The organism is Pseudomonas sp. PI1 (assembly GCF_000812405.1).
Lineage (GTDB): Bacteria > Pseudomonadota > Gammaproteobacteria > Pseudomonadales > Pseudomonadaceae > Pseudomonas > Pseudomonas citronellolis.
Genome location: NZ_JWMC01000098.1, coordinates 110581 through 132650, shown reverse-complemented (window position 1 = coordinate 132650; position 22070 = coordinate 110581). Strand labels below are relative to the sequence as shown.

19 protein-coding genes are annotated in these 22070 nt (G+C 58.9%); 9 read left to right on the top strand and 10 right to left on the bottom strand.

Translation table 11 applies throughout. The annotated features are described in order from the left end of the window. Positions 1-835 precede the first annotated feature (835 nt). Both RN02_RS28740 and RN02_RS28735 read right to left on the bottom strand, forming a co-directional pair. Positions 836-4108, bottom strand: coding sequence for a carboxyl transferase domain-containing protein (locus RN02_RS28740; RefSeq protein ID WP_043318636.1), 3273 nt, complete (start codon positions 4106-4108; stop codon positions 836-838). Next, positions 4105-5796 carry an AMP-binding protein gene (locus tag RN02_RS28735; RefSeq protein ID WP_043318635.1) on the bottom strand — a complete coding sequence of 564 codons (1692 nt, stop codon included), beginning with the start codon at positions 5794-5796 and terminating at the stop codon, positions 4105-4107. Before RN02_RS28735 ends, RN02_RS28740 begins: the two co-directional genes overlap by 4 nt. A gap of 158 nt (positions 5797-5954) precedes the next feature. On the opposite strand from RN02_RS28735, the gene RN02_RS28730 reads away from it, so the two are divergent. Further along, positions 5955-6875, top strand: coding sequence for a LysR family transcriptional regulator (locus RN02_RS28730; protein WP_043318633.1), 921 nt, complete (start codon positions 5955-5957; stop codon positions 6873-6875). A 15-nt stretch (positions 6876-6890) separates the two neighbouring features. On the opposite strand, the gene RN02_RS33800 is transcribed toward RN02_RS28730, so the two are convergent. The 7 genes from RN02_RS33800 to RN02_RS28715 all read right to left on the bottom strand — a co-directional run bounded on the left by RN02_RS33800 (position 6891) and on the right by RN02_RS28715 (position 11338). Then, positions 6891-7064, bottom strand: coding sequence for a hypothetical protein (locus RN02_RS33800; RefSeq protein ID WP_161796273.1), 174 nt, complete (start codon positions 7062-7064; stop codon positions 6891-6893). A 9-nt stretch (positions 7065-7073) separates the two neighbouring features. Then, positions 7074-7235, bottom strand: coding sequence for a hypothetical protein (locus RN02_RS33795; protein ID WP_161796272.1), 162 nt, complete (start codon positions 7233-7235; stop codon positions 7074-7076). A 104-nt stretch (positions 7236-7339) separates the two neighbouring features. After that, positions 7340-7600 (bottom strand): hypothetical protein, encoded by a 261-nt coding sequence (locus RN02_RS28725; protein WP_009613102.1) that lies wholly within the window; start codon positions 7598-7600, stop codon positions 7340-7342. A 129-nt stretch (positions 7601-7729) separates the two neighbouring features. After that, positions 7730-8212: a hypothetical protein gene (locus RN02_RS33585; RefSeq protein ID WP_043318631.1), complete on the bottom strand. Its 483-nt coding sequence runs from the start codon at positions 8210-8212 to the stop codon at positions 7730-7732. A 167-nt stretch (positions 8213-8379) separates the two neighbouring features. Continuing rightward, positions 8380-8871, bottom strand: a complete 492-nt coding sequence (locus RN02_RS33580) for a hypothetical protein (RefSeq protein WP_152623832.1) — start codon at positions 8869-8871, stop codon at positions 8380-8382. Positions 8872-8986: 115 nt separating this feature from the next. Then, positions 8987-10993 carry an ATP-binding protein gene (locus tag RN02_RS32910; RefSeq protein WP_152623831.1) on the bottom strand — a complete coding sequence of 669 codons (2007 nt, stop codon included), beginning with the start codon at positions 10991-10993 and terminating at the stop codon, positions 8987-8989. A gap of 90 nt (positions 10994-11083) precedes the next feature. Beyond that, entirely contained in the window at positions 11084-11338 is a 255-nt protein-coding gene (locus RN02_RS28715; RefSeq protein ID WP_043318629.1) for a hypothetical protein, read from the bottom strand. A gap of 170 nt (positions 11339-11508) precedes the next feature. Here RN02_RS28715 and RN02_RS28710 point away from each other — a divergent pair, with 170 nt between their 5' ends. After that, entirely contained in the window at positions 11509-11718 is a 210-nt protein-coding gene (locus RN02_RS28710; RefSeq protein ID WP_043318627.1) for a hypothetical protein, read from the top strand. Positions 11719-11769: 51 nt separating this feature from the next. Next, on the top strand, positions 11770-11934 hold the full coding sequence (locus tag RN02_RS34395) for a hypothetical protein (RefSeq protein WP_236695234.1): 165 nt from the start codon (positions 11770-11772) through the stop codon (positions 11932-11934). Positions 11935-12122: 188 nt separating this feature from the next. Here RN02_RS34395 and RN02_RS28705 read toward each other — a convergent pair whose 3' ends face one another. After that, positions 12123-12797: a hypothetical protein gene (locus RN02_RS28705; RefSeq protein ID WP_043318625.1), complete on the bottom strand. Its 675-nt coding sequence runs from the start codon at positions 12795-12797 to the stop codon at positions 12123-12125. 322 nt (positions 12798-13119) lie between these two features. Between RN02_RS28705 and RN02_RS28700 the strand changes: the two genes are divergently transcribed. The 6 genes from RN02_RS28700 (at position 13120) to RN02_RS28675 (ending at position 22055) form a co-directional block, all read left to right on the top strand. Then, on the top strand, positions 13120-14331 hold the full coding sequence (locus RN02_RS28700) for a hypothetical protein (protein WP_175405520.1): 1212 nt from the start codon (positions 13120-13122) through the stop codon (positions 14329-14331). A gap of 69 nt (positions 14332-14400) precedes the next feature. Continuing rightward, positions 14401-14634 carry a helix-turn-helix transcriptional regulator gene (locus tag RN02_RS28695; RefSeq protein WP_043318621.1) on the top strand — a complete coding sequence of 78 codons (234 nt, stop codon included), beginning with the start codon at positions 14401-14403 and terminating at the stop codon, positions 14632-14634. A gap of 499 nt (positions 14635-15133) precedes the next feature. Continuing rightward, a complete protein-coding gene (locus RN02_RS28690; RefSeq protein WP_043318619.1) occupies positions 15134-15835 on the top strand; it encodes an inovirus Gp2 family protein in 702 nt (233 codons plus the stop codon). 167 nt (positions 15836-16002) lie between these two features. After that, positions 16003-18753, top strand: coding sequence for a class I SAM-dependent DNA methyltransferase (locus RN02_RS28685; protein ID WP_043318616.1), 2751 nt, complete (start codon positions 16003-16005; stop codon positions 18751-18753). A gap of 58 nt (positions 18754-18811) precedes the next feature. Next, the gene (locus tag RN02_RS28680; RefSeq protein WP_043318615.1) at positions 18812-20878 is read left to right on the top strand and encodes a DEAD/DEAH box helicase; all 2067 of its coding nucleotides are present in this window, start codon (positions 18812-18814) and stop codon (positions 20876-20878) included. After that, positions 20871-22055, top strand: coding sequence for a GIY-YIG nuclease family protein (locus RN02_RS28675; RefSeq protein ID WP_043318611.1), 1185 nt, complete (start codon positions 20871-20873; stop codon positions 22053-22055). The genes RN02_RS28680 and RN02_RS28675 overlap by 8 nt, the downstream gene beginning before the upstream one ends. Positions 22056-22070 lie beyond the last annotated feature (15 nt).

Here is a 22070-nt window from a genome sequence, read left to right as displayed (position 1 = left end):
CAGGGAATTTATCTGACGCCGGCTGGTCGTTAATGTATTACCCATCCGATTCGGCCCGCCGCACAGCGGTTATTCCCGAATCCCTGCTCCTGACGTTGATTAAATCGTGATTGCTCAATTCAACGTCCTTCCAGCCGCTCCGCCAGGGGCGGCTTTTTTTTGCGACGGTGTTTCTCCTCCACCTAGAGCGGTCTTGCAGGCTGCGCCGAGGTGCTCTTCGTAGGATGGGTTGAGCTTGCGAAACCCATGCTGCCATGGCGATGGGTATCGCTTCGCTCAACGCCATCCTACGACGGCGTCATAGAGCGCGGTCTTGCAGGCTGCGCCGAGGTGCTCTTCGTAGGATGGGTTGAGCTTGCGAAACCCATGCTGCCGTGGCGATGGGTATCGCTTCGCTCAACGCCATCCTACGACGGCGTCGTAGAGCGCGGTCTTGCAGGCTGCACCGAGGTGCTCTTCGTAGGATGGGTTGAGCTTGCGAAACCCATGCTGCCGTGGCGATGGGTATCGCTTCGCTCAACGCCATCCTACGACAGCGTCGTAGAGCGCGGTCTTGCAGGCTGCGCTGAGGTGCTCTTCGTAGGATGGGTTGAGCTTGCGAAACCCATGCTGCCGTGGCGATGGGTATCGCTTCGCTCAACGCCATCCTACGACGGCGTCGTAGAGCGCGGTCTTGCAGGCTGCGCCGAGGTGCTCTTCGTAGGATGGGTTGAGCTTGCGAAACCCATGCTGCCGTGGCGATGGGTATCGCTTCGCTCAACGCCATCCTACGAGAGGCCGTGCCCTTGTCCTCGATAACCGGAACCACTGGCGCGATTTCGCCCAGCTGCCGCCGTCACCAGGTATCGATGAACGACCGCCCTCCGGTGTCCGCGGGTGCAACGCCGGAAGCCGCGTTGAGGCCGCGCAGCAGCCAGGCGCGGGTATCCGCCGGGTCGATCACCGCGTCGATCTCCAGGTAGCTCGCCATGTTCAGCGCCTTGCCGCTCTCGTAGGCCTTGGCCACCAGCTTGTCGAACAGCGCCTGGCGCGCGGCTTCGTCCGGCTGCGCGCCGAGTTCCTTGGCGAAGCCCAGCCGCACCGCGCCCTCCAGGCCCATGGCGCCGAACTCGCCGCTGGGCCAGGCGGCGGTGAACAGCGGCGCGTGGAAGCTGCCGGCGGCCATCGCCTGGGCGCCCAGGCCGTAGCCCTTGCGCAGCACCACCGTGAAGAAGGGCACGCTGAGGCTGGCGGCGGTGACGAACATGCGCGAGACGTGGCGCACCGTGCCCTGCTTTTCCGCCTCGGGGCCGACCATGAAGCCGGGGGTGTCGCACAGCGAGACGATCGGCAGGCCGCGCGCCTGGCACAGCTGCATGAAGCGCGCGGCCTTGTCGCCGGCCACCGCGTCGATGGCGCCGCCCAGGTGCGCGGGGTTGTTGGCGAGCAGGCCGAACGGCTTGCCCTCGATGCGCACCAGCGCGGTGACCAGCCCGGGGGCGAACTGGCGGCGCAGCTCCAGCACGCTGCCCCGGTCGGCGAGCAGCTCGATCACCCGGCGGATGTCGTAGACGCGCAGGCGGTTTTCCGGGATCACATGGCGCAGCTCGCGCGGGTCGGCGCATTGCCAGTCGCCCGTCTCGCCCTGGAAGTACGCCAGGTACTGCTTGGCCACCCGCACCGCCTCGGCCTCGTCCTCCACCAGCACGTCGATCACCCCGTTGGGGCCCTGCACGTTGGTCGGGCCGACCTCTTCCGGCGTGTAGCTGCCCAGGCCGCCGCCCTCGATCATCGCCGGGCCGGCCATGCCGATGCTGGCGTTGCGGGTGGCGATGATCACCTCGCAGCAGCCGAGCAGGGCGGCGTTGCCGGCGAAGCAGCGGCCGGACACGACGCCGACGGTCGGCACCCGCCCCGAGAGCTTCGCGAAGCTGACGAAGGTGTGGCAGTCCAGCCCGGCCACGCCGACGAAATCGGTATCCCCCGGACGGCCGCCGCCGCCCTCGGCGAACAGCACCACCGGCAGGCGCCACTGTGCTGCCAACGCGAGCAGGCGGTCGGTCTTCTTGTGGTTCATCACCCCCTGGGTGCCGGCGAACACCGTGTAGTCGTAGGCGATGGCCATGCAGCGCGCCGCCTGCTCGCCGAACCGCGCGGCGCCCACGGTGCCGATGCCGGCCACCAGGCCGTCGGCCGGGCTCAGCTCCAGCAGTTCCTCGGTGGAGCGGCGCCGGCGCTGCGCGGCCAGGGCCATGGCGCCGTATTCGCTGAAGCTGCCTTCGTCCAGCAGGTCCGCCAGGTTCTCCCGGGCGGTGCGCTGGCCGGTCCTGCGCCGCTTGGCCACCGCCGCGGGGCGGCGCGCGTCGCTCAGGCATTCGTGGCGTTCCCTGACCTCGGCCAGGTCGGCGCGGATGTGGGCGAGGTCGATAGCCTGCTCGCTCAGCACCGCTCCGCCCTCGACTTCCGCCGGTTCGAGGAACAGCAGCGGCTGGTCCTCGGCCAGCGCATCGCCTGGGGCCGCCGCCAGCAAGCGGACGATGCCGCCGCTGCTGGCTTTGACCTCGAACTCCATCTTCATCGCCTCCAGCACGGCGACGGTCTGGCCGGCGGCCACGCTGTCGCCCTCCGCGACCGCCAGGGCCACCACCACCCCGGTGCTCGGCGCGTTCAGGGCGATGGTGCCGGGCGGCGCATCGACGTTCTGGCGCCGGGTTTCGGCCACGCTGCCGGCTCCGCTGAAATAGCGGTGCGGGTGGCTCTCGCCGCGCGCGCTGAGCAGTTCGCCCAGGTGACGCTCGACGAAGCGGGTGTCGACCTGGTTGGCGGCGACCTCCTCGCGTTGCAGCAGGTTCTGCAGCAGGTGCAGGTTGCTCGCCACGCCTTCCAGGCGGAACTCGCAGAGCGCGCGGTAGGCACGGCGCAGGGCACTGGGATAGTCGCCGGCGCTGGCGATCAGCTTGGCCAGCAGCGAGTCGTAGGCCGGGCTGACCGCATAGCCGGCGTAACCGTAGCCGTCCACCCGCAGGCCGGGGCCGGACGGCGGCTGGTAGGCGCTCAGCACGCCGGCGGCCGGCCGCGCGCTGCCGTCGGCCTGGAGCGTTTCCAGGTTCAGCCGCAGCTGTATGGCGCAACCCTGCACGGCGGGCGGCCGGTCCAGCTGGAGTTCGCCGAGCGTGGAGCCGGCGGCCAGGCGCAGCTGGGTGTGCAGCAGGTCGACGCCGGTGACCTGCTCGGTGACCGTGTGCTCCACCTGGATCCGCGGGTTGGCCTCCATGAAGTAGAAGCGCCCGTCGGCCACCAGGAATTCGAAGGTGCCCAGGCCGCGGTAGTTCACCGCGCCGGCCAGGCGCAGGGCGCAGGCGATGATGGCCTCGCGCAGGCCCGCGTCCAGGCCGGGGCTGGGGGCGATTTCCACCAGCTTCTGGTGGCGGCGCTGCAGGCTGCAGTCGCGCTCCCACAGGTGGCTGACGGCGCCCGTGCCGTCGCCGAGCACCTGAATCTCGATGTGCCGGGCCTGCTCCAGCAACTGCTCCACGTACAGCGCACCATTGCCAAAGGCGGCCTGCGCCTCGGACTGGCAGCGGGCGTAGGCCTCGGCCAATTCCGCCGGATCGCGCACGGCGCGCACCCCCCGGCCACCACCGCCGGCCAGGGCCTTGAGCATCACCGCGCCGTATTGCGCGGCGAATGCCTGCGCCTCGGCCAGCTCGATGGCTTGGTTCAGGCCGGCCACCAGCGGGGCGCCGCAGCGCTCGGCCAGGGCGCGGGCGGCGGCCTTGTCGCCGAACAGCTCCAGCACCTCGGCCGCCGGTCCGACGAAGGTCAGCCCGGCGGCCTGGCAACGGCGGGCGAACCCGGGGTTCTCGGCGAGGAAGCCGTAGCCCGGGTGCACCGCGTCGCAGCCCTGCTCGCGGGCGATGGCGATCAGCTGCTCCATGTCCAGGTAGGCGGGCACGCCGCGCCCCCTGAGCGGCACGGCCAGGTCCGCCTTGCGCGTGTGCAGGCTGGCGGCGTCGTCCTCGGCGAACACCGCGACGCTGCGGATGCCCAGGTCGGCGCAGGCCTGGGCGATGCGGATGGCGATTTCGCCACGGTTGGCGATCAGCAGCTTGGCGAAGGGCGGGGTCACAGCAGAGGCTCCAGTTCGTTCTTCTTGATCTTGCCGGTGGCGGTCATCGGCAGGCTTGCGACCACGCGGACCTCCGGCACCTTGTAGACGGCCATGGCCTCGCGGCACCAGGCGAGCAGGCTCTCGGCGCTTTCGCCGGCGCCCGGCTTGAGCACGACGAAGGCCACCGGCTGCTGGCCGCGGCGCGCGTCGGGGCGGGCCAGCACCGCGCTGGCGAGCACCGCCGGGTGCTGGCCGAGCAGCGCCTCCAGCTCGCTGGGGAACACGCTCATGCCGTTCACCTTGATCATTTCCTTGCGCCGGCCGAGGTAGCGGATGAAGCCCAGCTCGGTGATCTGGCCGAGGTCGCCGGTATGCAGCCAGCCGTCGCGCAGCACCTCGGCGCTGGCCTCGGGGCGGTTCCAGTAGCCCTTGAGCAGCGACGGGCTGCGAATGCACAACTCGCCTTCCGCGCCCAGGGGCAGCAACTCGCCGGTCTCGAAATCGCAGACCTTGAAGTCGGTGCCCGGCACCGGCAGGCCGACGAAGGTCGGCGCGCTGTTGAGGTCGAAATCGTCCTGCTGGAAGCCGACGATGAAGGTGTCGCAGGTATGGGTTTCGGTCATGCCGAAGCTGGTTTCCACCAGCGTGGTGCCGGTCAGCTCGCGCCAGCGCCGGCGGTAGCTGGGCGTCAGCTTCTTGATGAAGGAGATGGCGCCCGACACCCGCAGCGAGGAGAAGTCATATTCGCCGACCCGCGGGTGCTCCAGCACCTCGGCGGCGCTGTCGACCAGCAGGGTGCAGTGGCTGACGCGGTAGCGCTGCACGGCGGCCATGAAGGCCTCGGCGTCCCAGCGCGCCAGCAGCACCAGGCGGCAGCCGGCGAACACCGGGAACAGCAGGCCGCCGTTTTCCCCGGCGATCCAGAATTCCGGCAGGAAGTTCAGCAGTACGCTGTCCTGCTCCAGCCGGTTCGCCACCGACAGGTAGCTGGCGCAGGTGTAGAGCATGTCGCCGTGGGTATGCACGCAGCCCTTGGGCAGGCCGGTGGTGCCGCCGGTGTAGTTGAGCGCCGCTACCTCGTCGAGCCGCGCCTGGTGCTGCGGCACCGGCCCCCGGCAGGCCTCCAGGGCCGGGAGGAAGTCGATGAAGTCGTCCCCGGCCAGTTTCGGCGCCAGCAGCATGTCGGGCGGCGGCAGGCTGGGCGTGGCCGGGCACAGCTCGCTGAGGCTGGTGGCCAGCAGCCGGCGCAACGGCGTTTCACCGCGCACCTGGCGCACGACCGGCAGCAACTGGTCGAAGCACAGCAGGGTTTCGGCGCCGCTGTCGTTGAGCTGGTAGCCCAGCTCCAGCGCCTTCGACAACGGGCTGACCGGCACGTACACCGCCCCCGCGCGCAGGATTCCGTAGAAGGCGACGTGCAACTGCGGGCAATTGGGCAGGAACACGGCGACGCGCTCGCCGGGGCGCACGCCCAGCTCGGCCAGCAACGCGGCACAGCGGTCGGCCAGGCGGTCCAGCTCGGCCCAGGCCAGGCTGTGGCCATAGAAGTCCAGCGCGGGCGCCTCCGGCTTCAGGCGCGCCCAGCTGCGCAGGTATTCGCCAAGCGGCTGCTGCCCATGCGGGTAGTGCGGCTCGCGCGGCGTGCCGGCTGGCCAGGCGGCGGCCTGGAGGCGATGCAGCGCCTGGAGGTAACGGGCTTCGTTCATGGCGGGCACTCTTGTCGTTCTTGTTGCGCTGCATCTTAAAAAGCCGGGGAGAGCGAAAGAACTGACGCCTATTCATCGATATCCATGAACGCTATGCATGATTATTCCGGTAGGGATCGCTGCTAGGCTGGAGCGGCTGGGGATAGAGGGTGATCGGCATGAATCAAGCACATGAATGGTCGACGCTCGGTCGTCTGGACCTGAACCTGTTCCGCGTCTTCGAGGTGGTCTACCGCGAGCGCAACCTGACCCGCGCGGCGGACGTCCTGCACCTGAGCCAGTCGGCGGTCAGCCACGCCCTGGCGCGCCTGCGCGAGCAGATCGGCGACCCGCTGTTCGTCCGCCACGGCCGCGGCGTGGCGCCGACACCGCTGGCCGAGCAACTGGCGCCGGACATCCAGCATGCCCTCAACGGCCTGCGCCGCAGCGTGATCCGCCGCCAGGACTTCGACCCGCAGCGCGACCCGCGCACCTTCCACCTGAACATGCCCGAACAACTGGAGCCGGTGGTGCTGCCGAGCATTCTCGACCACCTGCAGCGCGTCGCCCCGCAGACCAGCGTGCGCAGCAGCAGCGTGCACTGGGCGGAACTGAAACAGGAACTGGCCGCCGGCCGCATCGACTTCGCCATCGAAATCGCCCGCCCCACCGACGCCACCCTGCGCCACCGGCAACTGTGGCGCGACGACCTGTGCGTGATGGCCGGCCCGGCCTTCGCCGGCGAACTGACGGCAGAGCGCTACCTGGCCGCCGAACACGTCGCCGTCACCTCGCGACGCCGCGGCATCTGCATAGAAGACTTGGCGCTCGGCCAACTGGGCCTGACCCGCCAGGTGCGCCAGCATTGCCAACACTACCTGTCGGCCGCGCTGCTGGTGTCGCAAAGCGATTGCCTGCTGACCATGGCCAGGCACTACGCCGAACTGCTCAACCGCGGCCTGGGCAACCGCCTGCTGCCAATGCCCCTGGAACTGCCGCCGGTGACGCTGAACCTCTACTGGTCACGGCACGCCGATGGCGAGGCCGGGAACCAGTGGCTGCGCGGGCAGTTGATGGAGGTGGTGAAGCGGATGCGTTGAGGCCGGTGGCTATGCCTAAAGCCATTTCCCGCTGACCAGCATGCTGCCGATCAGCGCCAACCACAGCGTGGCCGGGACGTTGAGCAACTGCAGCCAATGAAGCGCCCTGGGGCCGCGGAACGACCAGAAGGACGAGGCTATCAGGGCCAGGGGGAGCAACTGCAGCCAGGCGAACAGTTGCCCATTCACCTCCCGATGCTAACCGCCGAACCCGATGACGAGCGCGAGCGAAAACAGCAACAGCGCGCACGCCCCATGGGCAGACGAAATCAGCTGCAAGGCCATCGGGGTGCCGGCAGGCGCGGTCTTGAAATACCAGTAGCTCGTCGAAAGCAGGATGAGAACGCAGAGCACTTCCATGGCCTTGCCTCGTGGCGGGGGAGGGATGGAGCACAGTGTGTAATTACAGGCCCGGCAACAAAAAGCCCCCGACGAGGCGAGGGCTTCCGGAAGCGGCGCAGCACTTACTGCAGCAGCACCAGGTCGATGCCTTCGGGCTTCAGCTTGAGCAGCAGCACGTCGTAGTAGAACGCCAGCGCACCGAAACCTACGCAGAACACCAGCATGCTCAAGGTGCCGCCAACCATGCCGTCGCGGTCGGCGATGGCGAACAGGCCGAAGATGAAGCCGAACAGGAACAGCCCGGAAAGGAGCTTGCAGACCAGCCGTACCAGGCCGCGGAAGGTGTAGAGCAGGTGGAATAGAACGGTTTTGATGGCGCGCATGGCGACCTCCGTGTCGTTGATGAAAGCGAGCGCCGAGTCCATCGGCTGAATGGGGGGATTATGCCAGAGCTGGCGGCGGTGTCGCTGCCCTAGGCTGTGCCATAAGGGAATACTCCCCCTTTTTCGCTTTCAAACCGTGGTATTCACCCCGGTCCCGCTGGTGCTGCTGCCGGAGTCCGTCAGCGCCTCGGAGTACGCCGCATAGGCCGTCGCCACCGCAGCGCTGGCAGTCGCAACCCGCGCCCGGGCTGCTTGCTCCTGCATCTGGCGGGCCTGCTTCTCCTCCTCGGTCTGGTTGCCGCCGCTCTGGCTGACCTTGGCAAGTTCCTGTTCGGCTTCCTGCAGCTCCTTTTGCGCCTGTTCCACGGCTTCCTTGAGCTTCTCCAGTGTGCTGTCCGAGGTGCTGCTGGAACTGCTGCCGCTTTCCCCGGCGCCACTCGCGCCACCGGCCCCGCCAGCACCTTGCGCCGAACCGCTCGTACTGGTTTGGGAGGTGCTCGTTGCACTAGAGGTGGTGTTGCCGTCGTCACTCGTCGACGAGGTAGCGGTGGATGAACTTGAGGATGTGGTGAAGCGGAGATTCATGTTGCTGACGGACGAGATGCTGGACATCGGAAGGCTCCGGATCGTGATGGATACCCGACATGGCGGCCTTCGCGGAGAAACCTTTAGTGGGGTTTGTTAGCGGCTTGGTATCGATCTGGATACTTCGTTCGGGAATGGCACGGAAGGCGGAAAAGATTGGGGTATAGAAAATAAACTAGTTCTTTTTCGCTTTATCACTGTCGGAGGTCTGTGTCTTCTCGAAGTGAAAGTCGAGTGGCAGTATCGTCTGGTCGTGTTACGAATCTGATCATTAATATAAACTCGAAGGTAACGTTAACTACTATGACTCCTAGTATGGTTGCGAGAATGGTTTTCCCGTTTGCATTGAAAAGGTAGAAGAGGGCTAGCATTGCGTACATGTTGAATGAGTTGCTCCAGCCGTGTCGGACATACCAGTCGACTTGTTCGCCGTAGCCATGTATTTGATCAGGAATAGTATGTTTTAGTAGTCTGTAAATCATGGAGGTTATAAAGAACGGTACGATAAAGGTCGGAGCGGTTATTGCCAGTGAAAGAGCTGCTAGTTTTAAGATGTCGAGCTCTAAGAAGAGGGATGGATTGTGTATGTGCCAGAAGAGAAAGCCCGGAGCTAAGAATGAAAATACAAATATCGCTGTGTAGAGAAAGAAATTCGGAGTTAGTCGTTGCAGGCTTTCAATTTCCATTTAGCTGCCCTAGGTTGTATTGATGGATAAGAAGTGATGGTTGTTCCTAATATAAAGCTGATTAATTGGATCGGGGGAGTATAGAAAATAAATCTATTCCCTCTTCGCCACCTTTTCAAACGGTTGCTATGCTTTCTCCGGTTTGAAGTTGCTCTATGAGTTCGCCTTTGCTGTGATTTTCAATCTCGAGTGCTGCTCTTTCTGTTTTTAGTTTTTCTAAGAGATAGTTGTTTTTTAGTTCGAACTCGTCAAGTATGGTATACCAATTTTTGACGTACCTTCTCATTCTCGGGTCATCGGAGACAAGTCCCATGTCGCCTTTATGGATGTGATTGCCTAATCGGCTATCAATCTCAGAGTCTTGATCAGATATTTTTCTACCAACAAGTATTAGCTCAACAGTCATATAGCCGCTGGTGAACTCTGAAAATTTCTTGATAATTCCCGCATAGTCATCAAGCTGCCGTAAATGTTTGACGTTAAGAGATATGCTCGGTCTTTTAATTTCAATAATCACGCATCTGTAATAGTGCTTCCCGTAAGAATCTAGAGCCGGGATTTTTCGCGCCAAGAACAGGTCGGGCTGTCTTTGTGACGTTGAGAGTTCACTGGAGTCCTCCTCATCGAGATCTTCTTCGTTGATGGAGTTTATCCCCTTAACCTTGTTGCGCAATTCTTTAGATAGGTTGGTAAATGTTTCCTCCTCAGCCCCTAGGATTTCGTAGGCTGGGCCAAAGAGCCAAGTATTGTTTTCAATTATTTTTTGAAGATCTGGTGTTTCTAAGACTTCAAGATAATGCTTGTTCATTATCTCGCGCATTTGGTAAATGGCTATTTGTCGCTTATGTATTATTTCAATGGTTGATATGATGTTTTCGAGTTTGATGGACTTTAGTTGCCTAGCGAGTGTCTCGGTCGAGTTTTTATCTAGATCGAGGGTGCTTTCTAGAATATCAAGAAGGGCATCGTTCTCATTTGAGACTAGAAGCCTATCTATTAGGCGGATTAGTATCTTCTTCTGCTTCTTCTGGAGCGTGTTAAATACGGATGGATCGGCTAGATATATGCTCTTTACGGTACTTCGGACCTTAGAGTTTCGCCAGCGAGCTTCTTCCGCAGTTAATGCGGAGTAGTCAGGGAATACACCTTCTTCCTCAAATTTATCAATTTGGGTGTCAACAAATTTTTTCAGGAAATCATCATATATTTTCTGTGTTATTGCGTTGAGTTCTCTTTGAAGTGATCTCCAGGCTTTGCAGTTGGGGTCGAATGAGCTGGTTAAGAGCCCCTCTGGACTCTCCTCAAATTCATTTGCCCAACTAGAAATTAAATAGACGCTTGTGAAGAAGTTGGGCTTGTTGTTTAGGCTGCTTAGCTCTTTGTGAATGGTTGCTCCGCTCTCAGCCATTAAATAAGTGTACGATTTCTCCGAACTAGGTTTGTCAATCCAACGAATTATTTTGACTGTGAATGTTTGGTCGGAGATTTTTATTTCATGTTCGCTGAGTTCGTGTTGAGGAATCTGAATTGAGTTGCCGTTTAAAAGTAGCTGCTTGTCTTTGTTTAGTGCTAGATACCAGCCAAACTCAATGGACAGTAGCTTCTCTAATTCAGGCTCGTCAGGAATGTTCTTAGTGAAGTTTCGAAGTTCTACACACGTTCCGTGTTGCGCAGTGGACAAGGCTGCGTGCTGCTGCTCTTTCGGAAGTCCCTGTACATCATAGTGTGCAAGGTTTGCTGAATTGACGATGATAACAGCATCCTCGCCCTGTTCAGTCCGAGTGAACCAGCGCGCCTCGCTACATAAAACATGAAAAGCGAGTCGACCTCTTCCATGGGAGCCATGGAGGCTGACTCTACCTACCTTTGACGAGTCATTGAATTTCCCAAAGCTGTTCTCGGTATCCCGGAAGTCAATTCCAGTCCCAGTGTCTAGGACGGCAACGTACTCTAATCCATCGGCCTCGGTTAGAGTGAAATTAATACTGACCTGATCTGCTCTGGCATCGAAACCGTTCCAGGCTAGTTCAAATATAGGTTGCCAAGGCTCTATTTTTTTAAAGTGCTTTCTGATCCCCTGGCTTGTGATGTTGGTAGAGGCTGAGAATTTATAATTTAACATTGCCATCCCTGTGCTTGAGTTTGGTTGGGAAAAGGAGGCAGATTTATTTTTTCTACCTTCACCCCTTCAATTGTCGCAAGGTTGCATAACTCAAGTACCTTGTTTAAATCCATCACCATCCGGCCTCGTCTGCCCAACCTCAGGCGCCACCTGCCCGCTTGCCAACCAAAGCGCGTACTGCGGATACAAACGCACCAGCGCTTCCACTTCCTGGGTGCTGATGCGGGTTCGCTTGTCGTAGCGGACCGTTCGCCAGCGGGTGCCGCTGATCTCGGTGCGCTTCACCAGTTCGTCCAGGCCTGTCCTGTCGACAAGCGCTCTCACTCGGTCGTCTATCGAATCCATGTGAAATGGTATTTTACATTTGTAATATACAAATACCTCTGTACTTTTCGTATATTACAAAACGGGTGAGGTAAGCCTTCTGGGTTGAGGAGCCCGGCGCCGCTGAATCACGCCCGAATAGTGCAGCAAAAAGCCATGGAGATGGAAGAACGCCCACAAGGGGGAGTGCTATGAACCAACCAGACCTGAATCTCGACCTGTGCACCATCGAAGCCTTTGGTGGGATGTGTGTTTTGCCTGATGAGGTGGTAGCCGAGTGGATCGAGGCTGGGGTGTTGCCGAGCCGGACTATCGCTGGCATTCGCTTGGTCGATTTGGGACGGCTGAACGCCGAACGCTTCAACGACAAGGTTTGCCGGCCAAGTGAAAGTGTTGATTAGCAAGCAGCGCTAATCGGCGTCTGTCAGGAAGTGGTGTGGAAGGAGGTTCTGATGGCCAGAAAGTTTTCTGAGCTCAAGGCTAAGATGTCGCAGCAAGCTCAGGCCCGCGTTGAGGCCAAAGCCAAGGCCTTGTTGGACGAAATGTCGTCGACGGACCAGCCAGAGCAGGAATCGCAGGCACAAAAAAGGCACTTGCGTGAGTCGCCAAGTGCCTGATCTGTCTGTTTGGTGGGCCGGGGTAATCTGAAACGATAGTCTATCTTTATGAAAAATATGAGAAAAACTCGGTTTGATATTTGTCTGGAATACCATTTGGAATACCGGGCGGCTGGATTTGAACTCAGGATGTCGGGGCGCTGAGAAGATCCATGGCTTGGCATTTAGGTGTCAGGCTCGAAAATCGCTCAGACTGACCTCGGGCTCAGCATCTCATGCTTGGCTACGGCGGCATCGATGGCCTCTTGGGCTACACGCATTCGGCGTTCTGCAAGAGTTGTTGCGGCTGCTTCGTCTTCGTGGGATAGCTCTGGCAGTTCTTCTTTTAGAAAGGTTTCCCACCGCGCGAGCTGCTTCATGCAGTGGTGCAGCTGCTTTCTGGTCTCATCAATCCGAACTTTGTCCAGCTCCTGCGTAAGCTTGCGCGCATTGCGTGTGACTTTGGCCATTTGAGCGTCGCGACGCATCCCCTCTTTCTGTTCTGCGGCTGCCTGGGCGGCGACTTCGATCAAGCGCTGAATCAGCGCTGTTTCAGTTGTTTTGTGCCCTTTGGCGAGGCTCTTGAGTGTGGTCTTGGTTTCGAGCGGGAGCGTGAAGGAGCAGGTCTTTCTGCCGCCTTTGGCTAATCGATACCGCCTTTGTCTGACGGCATTTCTCAATCGCTCGATGAGCTTTACACCTTCAGCCTCGGATTCGAGGGCATGGATCGATCTGATCAGATGGCTGAATCCACTGTCGGCAAGGAAGCTGATCTTGCCTTGAAGCGACGGAGAGCACCGGCTCGATAGGTAACTTGCAGCCCATTGCCACTCTCCTCTGTCCTTCTCGTTCAGCCAGCCTGGTGCTGCTTCGGCCTCGCTCATTTTCGAGTTTCCTTCTCTGTCGCCTTATTCAGAGTGCGATCACTCGCCCCACCACTGGCGGGTGTTACAGGGCCTGATGGTAGGTCTGTTGATCAGAATTTTGTAAGTGTTAGCAGTCATGTTATCAGCGCTATTACAAGATTCGTTAACAGATACGTTACATGAAATTGATAAACTGATTTTATAGGGTATAAAACGTGATCTAAATGTTAAGTTTTAGGTGGATAAAATGGCTAGTCTTCTAGTTTTTTATGAAGACCTAGAGGTTGGTGCAGAGTCTAGGTTTTTCCTGCAAGCCCTGATATGCCGAGAGCAGGCACTCTTGACCGCCTCGTTCAAGGTCAAACCGGTTGCGAGACTCCTCTGCTTGACGGATAGGTTGGTCAGAGACGCAGTGCGGGAGTTAGCCGAAGCTGGGCTGTTGGTGGCCAAAAAACAGGCTGACAAGGTGGGTCGCCCGGGGCAGGAATATGAGGCGTCGCAATACCTCCTCGATCTGCTTGCCCAGCCAAGAGGTAGTTCGCTTACTCATCGGGACCTGGTCCTGCGTCTCTTTAGTGAGCCGGAGATTTATGCCGAGGGACCTCGGCCTGAAACAGATACCGGGAGCGAAAAGGTTGCGCGCAAACAGGTACGCAAGGACGGGCGGCCGGCAGCACCTGGGGCCAGTGGACGCCTGGGGGCAGCCACGAGAGTGCTTTTGGCTGCCCTTTTAACCTTTGCCGATCAGTGCGGGGTTGTGGCCGGGGTGGGGGAGGCGAAGCTTCGTGCTATGACGGGCCTGAGTCCGATTGCGCTCAAACATCAGGTGAGGCGACTAGTCAGCCTGGGCTTCATACGTGGTCATGTACCGGGCGTATCCAATGGCTTCTTCGTTGGGGCCAGAGTTCCCAGTACCTACTACCTGAGCCTCGACCACCCGCAGCTAGGTGAGCAGAGCCTCCGCCGCGCCTTGTTGGTTTATGCAGAAGATGGACTATCCCGCAACGAAAGGTTGACCAACAGGCTGCCGTTTGATGTAGCAGGGGCTCTTCTCTCTCTGGGGCCTGCTGCGCTGGATGTCCTTTATCACAAGCTGGCCAGGTACACGTCGCATCTGCTTTCCCTGACCTGGGGAGGGCCGGGCGAAAGGTACGGCGAAGTTCCTGCATCGCTGGCGGGCATGATCGGTCGAGAGTTAGCGCAACTGAAGGTCGGGAAGCCGGAGCAGAACGAGGCTGGCTATTACTGGCCCAAAGTGCTCGATCACTTTTTTGAGGTTGCGTTCGACTGGTCCGAGCGCTTGAAGCAGAAGCTCAATGGCAAGGCGTGGCCGGGGTACCAGCCCCAGTTGGTTAGACTGATACCAGCGCCGGAGTCAGAAGAGGGGAATGATAGCTTGATGATCGTTTCCCTGATCGTCTACCCGGCTCCCGAGAATCAGAAAGGCTGCATTGTGTACAAAGATGTCCCTGGCGGATTTCTTCGTGAGTTCGACAGCGAGGCTGACCTGGATGTGTGGAACCGCTATGAGTTTGGCTTGCTAACCGAGTAGGTGCCCGACCCTTCGAGTTATTTCTTACCGCCCCTGCAGATCCTCTGAACGAATACGAGGAGCCCGTTCATGAGGATCATTCGATTGAAAGAAGTTATCGACTCGACCGGCTTGGCCCGGTCGACCATCTACAAATACATCAAGGAAGGCACCTTCCCGAAGCCGGTATCACTGGGCGACCGCTGCGTCGGCTGGGTAGATAGCGAGGTGCATGACTGGATCCTGGCAAGGATCGAAGAGCGTGACCTTGCGGAGCAGGGGGCTGCGGTGCGCTCAACCGGTCACCTGAGTGTCGCCAGCTAGAACTGACCATCTGCGCCATGGCTGGCTACGGCTGGTCATGGCGCTTATGCCGTGTGGGGCGGTATGTCCTCTGTGGGGAGCCTCTAGCGAACTGAGCAATACCTGCTCCTCATTGCTCGGTTCGTTGGGAGTCGGAGGTTGGATTGATGGCGTGTGTCAGGGCCGTTGCTCGATGGTTTATTACCGGAGTAGGCACCCTGGAGAAATTCGCGGTGTGGCCGTGAGAAAACATCCCGCGATCACGGCGTAGCCGAGAGCGTCAATTGCGGCACGGGTATTATGCTTTTACTTGCTCTTCCTACCCGTAGGGTTCTGGCTATCTGACACCGTGTGAGCACTGTCTGAGCTATCGAGTAGGGTTCGCAGGGTTGCTGAGGCATGAGCTGCAAGCACTGACCCCAGGTTGCCCAGCCGAGAGGGGACAGGTACCAGTACGGGGTATCGGTAGAAAAATCCACAGATGAAACATGTGTATGAACCTCAACCAGGAGTCATAACCATGCTTCACCAGCTCGATACAGCCAGTCACCACCTGCTTCGTCATCCCGGCAACACCAACCTCCATCTGTATCGCCAGCCGACGTACCGTGGCCTACCCCTGATGATCGACAAGGGGCCATTCGTTGAGGAGTATCTATCTCGTCTCCTGCGGGTTATCCAGCGGGCGCTCACTCAGTATCCGAGGGTCATGGCATTCAGGGTGGACCTAAACCTGCCGAGGGATATCGATCCCTCTGAATACGCTGACGCCAACAAGGTCATCAGCAGGTTTATTGCGTCATTCAGCGCCAAGATCGAATACCACCGCAGTCAGCTACGTGAAGAAAAGAAGGATGCTCGGGATTGCAGGGTGCGCTATGCCTGGGCAAGGGAGGTTGGGATGGGGGGAAGGCCGCACTACCATCTGGTATTCCTGCTCAATCGCGATGCCTATCACAGGCCGGGTAGGGTGCAATCTACGAGGCGAAATCTCGTTGCGCGTCTGCAGGAAGCTTGGGCCAGTGCCTTGCAGCTTTCGGTCGATCAGGTCGATGGGCTGGTACATATCACGGACAATGCCACGTATCGAATCTACCAGAACGTCCCCGACGGCAAGCTGGATGAACTGCCGGAGTTGTTCCGCCGTGCAAGCTACCTGTGCAAGGCTGCTACGAAGTCCTACGGGAGTCGCCTGCGCGGATTCGACACCAGCAAGGGGTAGTCGGCTGCTGTTTGATTAGCGGCAATGCTCGTGTCCGACGAGCGCGTGGATCTCTTTCACCTGCGCTCTGCTCCTTCATTTATCATCCCTTCAATTTGCATGGACGGCAGGCCTCTGCGCCTGCCTTTGCCGCTTTTTCGCAGTAGCGACCCGGATAGCCTCATCTCATGAACGCCGTAGAAATCGAACAAGCCATCACCGACCTGGCAAGTCAGCCGTTTGATCAGGTTGAGTTTCCCTATGCCTTCCTGCAGGCCTTCGGCAACAAGGAAACCACTCTCAAGCGCCTGCGCTCGGGGGTAACCAACAAGTCCGATCTGGGTGGCGTGCTGCAAACCAGCAATATCCACCTGGCGGTGTGTGGGGCCGGCAAGGTCACTGAGACGCTGGCTGCCCTCAAAGCTAGCCCGGCCACAGCTCGGGCCAAGGTCAAGTACGTGCTCGCTACTGATGGCGAGACACTGGAGGCCGAGGAGCTAGAAAGCGGCGAAACCGTCGCCTGCGCCTATCCGGACTTCCCTGATCACTTTGGCTTCTTCCTGCAGTTGGCGGGCATTTCCACGGTCAAGCAGATCCGCGAGAACTCCTTCGATATCCGCGCCACCAGCCGTCTGAACCGGCTCTATGTGGAGCTGCTCAAGGACAACCCGACCTGGGGCACCGCCGAGCGCCGCCATGAAATGAACCACTTCATGGCACGGCTGATCTTCTGCTTCTTCGCAGAAGACACCGACATCTTCAACGGAACTGGCTTGTTTACCGACACTCTCGCGCAAATGAGTGGCCGGGATGCTGCCAACCTGCATGAGGTGATGGGCGAGATATTCCGCGCCATGAATACCCCGATTGCTCAACGGGCTTCGGCAAACCTGCCGCGCTGGGCTGACACTTTCCCCTACGTCAACGGCGGACTGTTCTCTGGTGAGCCAGACGTGCCGCGCTTTTCCAGGATTGCCCGCAGCTACCTGCTGCATATTGGCGCGTTGGATTGGAAGCAGATCAATCCCGACATTTTCGGCTCCATGATCCAGGCCGTGGCCGACGATGAAGAACGCGGTGCCCTGGGTATGCACTACACCAGCGTGCCTAATATCCTCAAGGTATTGAACCCGCTGTTTCTCGATGAGCTACGCGCCAAGCTGAAAGAGGCTGGCGACAACCCGCGCACGCTGCTCAACCTACGTAAGCGCTTGGCGCGCATTCGTGTATTCGACCCGGCCTGCGGTTCAGGCAACTTCCTGGTCATCGCCTACAAACAACTGCGTGAGATTGAAAACGCACTCAATGAGCGCCGTGGCGAGCCGGGACGAAAAAGCGACATTCCTCTGACTAATTTTCGAGGTATCGAACTGCGGGACTTCTCGGCAGAAATCGCACGCCTGGCCTTGATCATTGCTGAGTATCAGTGCGATGTGCTGTACCGAGGGCAGAAGGAAGCTCTTCTAGAGTTCTTGCCATTGAGCAATCAGAACTGGATCACCTGCGGGAATGCTCTACAACTGGACTGGCTCAGTGTGTGCCCTCCCACCGGAACCAGCGTCAAGCTACATGCTGACGACCTATTTGGCAGCCCATTGGATCAAGCCCAGATTGATTTCGAGAATGAAGGTGGAGAAACGTATCTCTGTGGTAATCCGCCTTATCGTGGGAGCAAATGGCAAAGCGAGGAACAAAAGGCTGACTTAGCAAAAGCCTGGCGTAAGCATCCCAAGTTAGCCAAGACCACCGATTATGTAACGGGTTGGTTCGCCCGCTTCCTGGACTATGCCGATCAAGAACCATCCGCTGTAGCTGCCTTTGTAGCGACCAACAGCGTTTGCCAAGGACAGCAAGCGACAGAGGTGTGGCCGGCAGCATTTGAGCGTGGTTGTGAGATTCGCTTTGCTCACACCTCATTCAAGTGGGCTAACTTGGCCAGCAACAATGCTGGTGTCACGGTTGTTATCGTCGGTCTGAGCAAAAAATCGCCTGCTTCAAAGACGATTTACCAAGACGACTTAGTCAAACAGTGCTCCGCAATCGGCCCCTATCTAGTACCGGACAGTTTGGCGTATGTGCAGAAAGCCAACCTACCAATCGGCGAGCAATCGATTATGCTCTTCGGAAATATGCCACGCGATGGCGGGCACTTGTTCTTGGATAGTGATTTAGCAGAAAAGATCGCCAAGGAAGACTCGATTGCTCAGCATTTTATTAAGCACTTCGTTGGTTCGGATGAACTGATTAATGGGCGGCAGCGCTATTGCCTGTGGATTGAAGATGCTGAAGTTGAAGCGGCAGTTAAAAGCGAATTTATAGCGCAGAGGCTGCGATTGGTCGCGGAGAACCGAAATCAGTCGAACGCCGAATCAACTAGACAGTTTTCAAAACAGCCACATCGCTTTGTCCAAATTGCTGGCAGAACGAAAAAAACAGCCATCGTGGTGCCGAGGGTATCGTCAGAAAATAGACCTTACTTGCCAGTCGACTACCTCACGTCAAATTACGTCGTAGGTGACCGAAACTTTGCCCTTTATGATGCACCTTTGTGGAATATGTCGCTTATCGCTTCGCGCTTACATTGGGTTTGGATAGCCAGCGTTTGTGTCCGTCTTGAGATGCGCTTTTCCTATTCTAATACCCTAGGCTGGAACACATTCCCCGTGCCGCCTCTGACCGAGAAAAACAAAGCCGACCTCACCCGCTGCGCCGAAGACATTCTTCTGGCACGCGAAGCTCACTTCCCGGCCACGATTGCAGATCTCTACGACCCGGAGACCATGCCGGACAATCTGCGTGCAGCACACGAGCGCAACGACGAAATGCTGGAGCGCATCTATATAGGTCGTTGCTTCAAGAACGATACCGAACGCCTGGAGAAGCTGTTCGAGCTGTATACCAAGATGACGGCCAGCCAGAAACCACGGAAGGCCAAGTAATGAGTGACCTTATCCTTATCAAACACATGGGCATGAAGCCCTGACTGGTAGCGTAGACATGACTCAAACCGTTCCCTCCGTTTCCGTTTCCTATGCCCAGAGCGGACGATCCACCAAGGCCAATGAGCTGGGCATGCGCCCTATGCAGGAGCGTGCCTATGAGCGACGCGGCGAACAGTACCTGCTGATTAAATCGCCCCCCGCGTCCGGTAAAAGCCGAGCCTTGATGTTTATCGCCCTGGACAAACTGGCCCATCAGGGCATCAAGCAAGCCATTATCGTGGTGCCGGAAAAGTCCATTGGATCGAGCTTCCACGACGAACCCCTTAGCCGCTATGGCTTCTGGGCCGACTGGCATGTAGAGCCTCGCTGGAATCTGTGTGATGCACCAGGCACTGACGATGGCGGCAAGGTCAATGCGGTGGGCGCATTCCTGGAAAGCAGCGACCAGGTACTGGTCTGTACCCATGCCACGTTCCGTTTCGCAGTGGATAAATTTGGTGTGGCGGCCTTCGATGACCGGCTGATCGCCGTGGATGAGTTCCACCACGTTTCCGCCAATCCGGACAATAAACTGGGCACTCACCTGGGCCAATTCATCGCTCGCGACAAGGTGCACATCGTCGCCATGACCGGCTCCTATTTCCGAGGTGATGCCGAGGCCGTACTGGCGCCGACCGATGAAGCTCGCTTCGATACCGTGACTTACACCTACTACGAACAGCTCAACGGCTACGAGCACCTGAAGAAGCTAGACATTGGTTACTACTTCTACTCGGGCGCATACTCCGACGACATCCTGAAGGTGCTCGACCATAGCGAAAAAACCATCCTCCACATCCCGAACGTGAACTCCCGCGAGAGCACCAAAGACAAGATCCGGGAGGTCGAGCACATCATCGAAGAGCTCGGTGAGTGGCAAGGCACCGACCCGGTGACAGGCTTCCAACTTGTGAAGACCGCCAATGGACGCTTACTCCGTATTGCCGACCTGGTGGATGATGACCCGGCCAAGCGCGACAAAGTCGCGGCAGCCTTGAAAGACCCGACCCAGAAGAACAACCGCGACCATGTCGACATCATCATCGCTCTGGGCATGGCCAAAGAGGGCTTCGACTGGATCTGGTGTGAGCATGCACTCACAGTGGGCTACCGCTCCAGCCTGACAGAGATTGTGCAGATCATCGGCCGAGCAACCCGCGATGCTCCCGGTAAGGCACGGGCGCGCTTCACCAACCTGATCGCCGAGCCAGATGCCAGCGAGAAGGTGGTGGCCGAGGCCGTGAACGACACACTCAAGGCAATTGCCGCCAGCCTCTTGATGGAACAGGTTCTGGCACCGCGCTTCGAGTTCAAGCCGAAGACCCCCACCAGTGGGCCTCAGGAAGGCTTTGACTACGGAGACGCAGGCTATCAGCCGGACAAGTGCAATGTTGGCTTCAACCACGAAACCGGCCATCTACAGATCGAAATCAAGGGCCTGGCTGAACCCAAGAGCCCTGAAGCCAATCGCATCTGCCAGGAAGACCTGAACGAGGTCATTGCCAGCTTCGTACAGGACAAAACCAACATCGAGCGCGGCCTGTTCGATGATGAGTTGGTGCCCGAGGAGCTGACCCAGCTGCGTATGGGCAAGATCATCCGCGACAAGTATCCCGAACTGGATGCCGAGGATCAGGAGGCCGTTCGCCAACACGCCATTGCTGCCCTGAACCTGACCCAGCAAGCCAAGCAGCTGGTATTAGGTGATGATCCGCAAAGTACGCTTAATGGGGGGAATGGCACCCCCAGCACGGCTCTGATTGATGGCGTGCGCAAGTTTGCAATGGATGTGCGGGAGCTGGATATCGACTTGATCGACCGGATCAATCCGTTCAGCGAGGCATACGCGATCCTGGCCAAGACCATGAGCGAGGAAAGCCTCAAGCAGGTTGCGGCGGTGATTGGTGCCAAGCGCACTCGACTGACGCCTGAAGAAGCCAAAGATCTTGCCGTGCGGGCAGTAAAATTCAAGAAGGATCATGGCCGGGTGCCTTCCCTGACCGCTCAAGACCCTTGGGAGCGGAGCATGGCGGAAGGCGCTGCAGCCTTTATGCGTTTCAAGAAAGAGGGCCGATATGGCTAACGAATTCGATCTGGATGAGCTGGAAGCGGAGCTTTCCGATTTCGCCACTTCAGACAAGAAGGTCGGTCGCACTCCTCGCGAGGAGCGCATCATCGCCGGCTTCGAGGATATCCAACGCTTCGTTGAGCTGCACGGCCGCGCGCCGCGCCACGGCGACGATAAGGATATCTTCGAGCGCCTGTATGCCGTGCGTCTGGATCGCCTGCGCGAACAGGAAGAATGCCGCGTGCTGCTGCAACCAATGGACCATCAGGGCCTGCTGAATGCCATCGAGGTACGGGAGCCGCAAGGTGACTACTCCATGACGGACGATGAGCTGTTGGCGGAGTTGGCTGGGGACGATGATGGTGCTGACATCCAGAATCTTCGCCACGTTCGCAGCAATGCTGAGAAGCGTGAGGCAGAGGAGATTGCCCAGCGCGATCGTTGCGAGGACTTCGAGCGCTTCCAGCCGCTTTTTGAGCTGGTACAGCGTGAGCTGCAGTCAGGCAGCCGTGTGACTCGCACCTTCATCCGGGATGCCAGCATCGAGGAAGGACAGTTCTTTATCCTTGGCGGACAGACGGTTTATGTGGCTGAAGTCGGTGAGCCCATTAAGGCTCCGAATGGTGAGAGCGATGCTCGGCTGAGGGTGATCTACTCCAACGGCACAGAGAGCAATCTACTGCGAAGATCCTTGCAGCGTGCACTGTACAAGGATGATGCCGGCCGTCGTATTACCGATGCGGATGCAGGCCCATTGTTTGGCGAAACGCTGGATCCCGACGACATCGAGAGTGGCACCATTTACGTGCTTCGCAGCCACTCAACGCATCCCTTCGTGGCCGAGCATCGCGATCTGATCCACAAAATCGGCGTCACGGGCGGCAAGGTGGAAACCCGCATCGCCGGTGCTGACAAGGACGCCACCTACCTACTGGCGGAAGTTGAGGTTGTGGCGACCTACAAGCTGCACAACATCAATCGCGCACGGATGGAAAACTTATTCCACCGGCTGTTCAGCCCTGCCCAAATAGAGCTGACCATCCCCGACCGCTTTGGCAACCCGGTCAAGCCCAGGGAGTGGTTCCTGGTGCCGCTGCACGTGATTGACGAAGCAGTGGAGCGTATTCGTGATGGCTCAATCACTGGCGTGGCGTACGACCCGCAATCAGCTCGACTCATCACGCAGGGATAGCTGTGCTACAGGGCG